Source organism: Phenylobacterium sp. (genome assembly GCF_030654915.1).
Lineage (GTDB): Bacteria > Pseudomonadota > Alphaproteobacteria > Caulobacterales > Caulobacteraceae > Phenylobacterium.
The window spans coordinates 1-4,370 of the sequence record NZ_JAURWM010000305.1 but is presented as its reverse complement, the minus strand read 5'-3'; the positions used below and the strand labels follow the sequence as shown (position 1 = coordinate 4,370).

The following is a 4,370-nucleotide window of genomic DNA, read 5'->3' as shown; positions in this document are numbered from 1 at the left end:
GCCAGCATCTGGGTGGTCAGCTCGATCGACACCTTGTCGACCCAGTCGAACTCCTCGCCGATCGGCAGGGCGTCGAGCGTGGCGCAGATGCGTTGGCGGATCAGCGGTTCAAGCTCGTGCAGATTGGCCGGCGAGACGATCGGGCTGACCGTCTTGCGCTGAATGTCATGCTTGGGCGGGTCCATGGCGATGAACATCGGCATGACGAAGTCTTCTTTGGGATCGAAGATCGTGATCGACGGTTCCGACGAGTAAACCTCGTGGTTGGTGTCGACGCTCATGATGTCGTTGTACTTGGTCACCGACCAGTACGGGCCGTCCTCGTGGCCGACCGCGTTGTAGTGGACGGGGTCTTCTTTGCGCAGGCGCTCGAAGTAGGGCCACATGGTGTCGGTCCGGAATAGCTCCGGGTCGGCCACGTTAATCTCCTCAAGCGGCATGGCGTAGGCCTTCGCGCGCGCCTCAGCCTTGAGATCGATCGCACCATCGCTCATGACAACTTCCTCCGTGTCGGGTCTTTGAGTGACCGCTGTTCACCTGACAATGGCGCCGTATGGCCTTCAGGGGAAGTTGCGGGCGGGCAACAGAAAATCTTAACTGACAAAGCGACCGGTCGTGCTTTATTTGGCGCAACGAACATTCGTTTGAATCCGGAGCGCCCATGTCGGCCGACGCCCTCTTCAAGCCCTTTGATTACAAGGGCCTGCATCTAAAGAACCGTATCGTCATGGCCCCCATGACCCGTTCGTTCTCGCCCGGCGGGGTAGTGACGGACGAGGTGGCCCAATATTACAAGCGCCGCGCGGCGGCCGAGGTCGGGCTGATCGTGTCGGAAGGCACGGGCGTGGATCGCCCTGCCTCGCTCAACGACAAGAACGTTCCGCGCTTCCACGGCGAGAAGGAACTGGCCGGCTGGAAACATGTGATCGATGAGGTCCACGCGGTCGGCGGGGTGATGGCGCCCCAGCTCTGGCACGTCGGCAATGTCCGCACCCGCGACCCGGAATGGGCGCCGCCCGGCCCCTATGACAGCCCGTCCGGCCTGTCGCGTCCTGACAAGGCGTTTGGCGCGCCGATGACTGAGGAAGAGGTGGCCGACGCCGTTCGCGCCTTCGCCGAGGCGGCCGGCGCGGCCAAGAAGCTGGGCTTTGAATCGATCGAGTTGCACGGCGCCCACGGCTATCTGATCGACCAGTTCTTCTGGGACGGCACCAATCTGCGCGAGGACGCCTATGGCTCCAAGGACCTGCCCGGTCGGGCACGGTTCGCCGCCGACATCCTGAAGGCCGTGCGCAAGGAGGTCGGCCCCGACTACCCGGTGATCATCCGCATCAGCCAGTGGAAGCAGCAGGACTACGACGTGAAGTTGGCCCAGGATCCGAAGGCGCTGGAAGCCTGGCTGGGAGCCCTGGTCGACGCGGGCGCCGACATCCTGCACTGCTCGCAACGGCGATTCTGGGAGCCGGAATTCGAAGGCTCGGATCTGAACTTCGCCGGTTGGGCCAAGAAACTGACGGGCGTGCCGACCATCACCGTCGGCTCGGTCGGCCTATCGGGAGAGTTCATCGCCGCGTTCGCGGGCGAGGGCTCCAAGCCGGCTTCGCTGGACGAGTTGGAGCGCCGCCTGGACCGGGGCGACTTCGACCTGGTCGGCGTCGGCCGCGCGCTGCTGCAGGACCCTGACTGGGTGCTGAAGATCCGCGATGGCCGAACTGATGAACTGAAGAGCTTCGAACGCGACGCGCTGGCGAAGCTTTACTAGGAAGGTTCCTCTCCCTCGGGAGAGGCTAGGTGAGGGGGCGGCTCGCCGCTCCTTCACGAACATCGCCGTTTGCCCGCCAGGCCGGATGTCGCCGCTGGCGCGCCGAACCCCTCACCTAACCTCTCCCCGCAAGCGGGGAGAGGAATGGCGCGACCGCTAGGCGTTGAAGTTCAGCTTCAGGCCGGCGCGCGGCCAGGTGGTCTTGTAGAGCTTGCCGGTCGACGAGGCGGTGATCCAGGCGGTCATCATGTCCGAGCCGCCAAAGCAGATGTTGGTCACGATGAGGTCGGGGACGGGATAGTGCTCCGTCGTGCCCGAGGGATCGAAGGCGGTGATCCCGCCGTTCAGGATCGTCGCCACGCAGACCTTGCCGGAGGCCTCGACCGCCAGGCTGTCGAGGAACTGCACGCCGGGCAGGTTGGCGACTGAACGACCTGCGCCAAAGCCGGCCTGCGGAGCCAGGACGCCCGGCTCGACGACGTCGAAGGCCCAGAGCCGCCCGAGTTGGGTGTCGGCCAGATAGACCGTCTTCTCATCGGGCGACAGGCCGACGCCGTTCGGCGAGATCAGGTGGTCGCGTTGGCGGCTGACGTGGCTGCCGTCGATCTTGGCGTAATAGAGCGCGCCGAATTTGCGGCCCTCCGGCGTCGAGCAGCCGTGATCGGAGAACCAGAACCCGCCCTGTTTGTCGAACACCAGGTCGTTGGGGCCGACGAAGGGCCGGCCATCGCAGGTCTCGTAGAGGGTCGTGAGTTCGCCGGTCTTCAGGTCGAAGCGTTGGATGTAGCCGCCCTTGTGGGTGTCGGGCGTCGGGCCTGGAATGGTCAGGCCGTCTTGCTGGGGCCAGGTGAACGAGCCGCCGTTGTTGGTGATGTAGATCGCGCCGTCCGGGCCGATGGCCGCGCCGTTCGGGCCGCCGCCGGTCTCGACCACGGTCTCCTTGCGCCCGTCGGGATAGACGCGGGTCAGCCGCTGGCCCTTGATCTCGGTCAGGATCACCGAGCCGTCGGCCATGGCGATCGGGCCTTCCGGAAACTCGAAACCTTCGGCGACTAGCTGCATGTCCATGGTCATCTCCCTGGCGGTTCGCCGCACGGATCGGCGGCGTTGAGGAGCGACTATGACCGATCAGCGCCGCTGCAACAGCCGGAATTTAAACGGCCGTTCGTCTTCCGTGGCGGCAGGTCGCCGGCCTTAGCGGCGCTCCAACACCCGGAAGGTGAAGGCGTACTCGTCGTCTGGGCCAGCGGGATGTTCCTCGCGGCGAACCTCGGTCCAGCGGGTTTCGTCGATGGGCGAGAGCACCACGTCGCCCTCGACTTCAGCGTCGACGTCAGTGAGGTAGAGGCGTTTGGCGCGCGGCAGGGCGAGCTCGAACAGCGAGGCGCCGCCGATGACGCAATATTCGTCGCGGCCATCCTCCTCGGCCTGCTCGCGGGCGATGGAGACCGCCTCGGCGAACTCGTCGCAGACCACGGCCTGCTTGGGCTCGAACGATCCGTCCTTGGAGAGCACGATGTTGGTGCGGCCGATCAACGGCTTCTTGGGCAGGCTGTCCCAGGTCTTGCGGCCCATGATGACCGGCTTGCCCATGGTCACGGCGCGGAAGATCGCCATGTCGGATTTCAACCGCCAGGGCAGGCCCCCATCGCGCCCGATGACGCCGTTGCGGGAGCGGGCGATGGGGCCGGCGGTGAGGATCGGTGAGGTCATGCCAGCCTCATAGCAGCTTCTATGGGGCGTCGGCCAAGTCGATCACGACGCGTAGCCCCGGGCCGGCGTCCTCCAGGTCCAGCGACCCGCCGTGCAGCTTGGCGCAGGCCGCGGCGATGGCCAGGCCAAGGCCGCCGCGGGGCGCCGATCGGGCCGCGTCCAGCCGCACGAAACGCTCGCGCACCCGCCCGCGATGCTCAGGCGCGATGCCGGGGCCGGAATCGGCGGCGATGATCTTCACGTGGCGATCAGATTACGCATCAGGCTCTCCATGTGTTCAACCGGTCGATGCCAGTGAACAGGAGAAGGCCACCGCAGGCCTGCGTCTCCCGGTCTTGCTTCGCAAACCGGGATGACAATTAGGGACGTCAGCGGAGAGCGGCTCAGACCGCGATGGGGGCGGCGATCTTCTCGTGGGCTTTGTAGCCGCGCAGTTTGAAGTCTTCGTATTCGAAGGCGAAGAGGTCGCGCTTGTCGGCGATCTCCATGGTCGGGAAGGGCAGGGGCTCGCGCCCGATCTGCTCTTTCGCCTGCTCCAGGTGGTTCAGATAGAGGTGGGCGTCGCCCAGGGTGTGGACGAACTCGCCGGGCTCCAGCCCCGTCACCTTGGCGACCATCATGGTCAGCAGGGCGTAGGAGGCGATGTTGAAAGGCACGCCCAGGAAGACGTCGGCCGAGCGCTGGTAGAGCTGGCAGGACAATTTCCCGTCCGCCACGAAGAACTGGAACAGGCAATGGCAGGGCGGCAGCGCCATGTCGTCGACGTCGGCCGGGTTCCAGGCCGAGACAATGTGGCGGCGCGAGTTGGGGTTGGTCTTCAAGCTCTCGACGACATTGGCGATCTGGTCGATCACCCGGCCGTCGGGCGCCGTCCAGGAGCGCCACTGCTTGCCGT

General features: G+C 65.6%; 5 protein-coding genes and 1 pseudogene. 1 reads left to right on the top strand and 5 read right to left on the bottom strand.

The window, feature by feature from the left end; translation table 11 throughout:
- Positions 1-494 (bottom strand): annotated as a pseudogene (locus Q7T84_RS16180) (cytochrome P450); the annotation flags it as partial.
- A 167-nt stretch (positions 495-661) separates the two neighbouring features.
- On the opposite strand from Q7T84_RS16180, the gene Q7T84_RS16175 reads away from it, so the two are divergent.
- Complete coding sequence (locus Q7T84_RS16175) at positions 662-1,762, top strand: NADH:flavin oxidoreductase (RefSeq protein WP_304810863.1); 1,101 nt, start codon at positions 662-664, stop codon at positions 1,760-1,762.
- 156 nt (positions 1,763-1,918) lie between these two features.
- On the opposite strand, the gene Q7T84_RS16170 is transcribed toward Q7T84_RS16175, so the two are convergent.
- The 4 genes from Q7T84_RS16170 to thyA form a co-directional block, all read right to left on the bottom strand.
- Complete coding sequence (locus tag Q7T84_RS16170) at positions 1,919-2,830, bottom strand: SMP-30/gluconolactonase/LRE family protein (RefSeq protein ID WP_304810861.1); 912 nt, start codon at positions 2,828-2,830, stop codon at positions 1,919-1,921.
- A 126-nt stretch (positions 2,831-2,956) separates the two neighbouring features.
- Complete coding sequence (locus tag Q7T84_RS16165; RefSeq protein WP_304810859.1) at positions 2,957-3,475, bottom strand: dihydrofolate reductase; 519 nt, start codon at positions 3,473-3,475, stop codon at positions 2,957-2,959.
- Between the two features lie 19 nt (positions 3,476-3,494).
- A complete protein-coding gene (locus tag Q7T84_RS16160; protein ID WP_304810857.1) occupies positions 3,495-3,716 on the bottom strand; it encodes an ATP-binding protein in 222 nt (73 codons plus the stop codon).
- Positions 3,717-3,858: 142 nt separating this feature from the next.
- Positions 3,859-4,370, bottom strand: a 512-nt coding sequence (gene thyA / locus Q7T84_RS16155) for a thymidylate synthase (RefSeq protein ID WP_304810855.1), incomplete at its 5' end; no start/stop codon positions are given.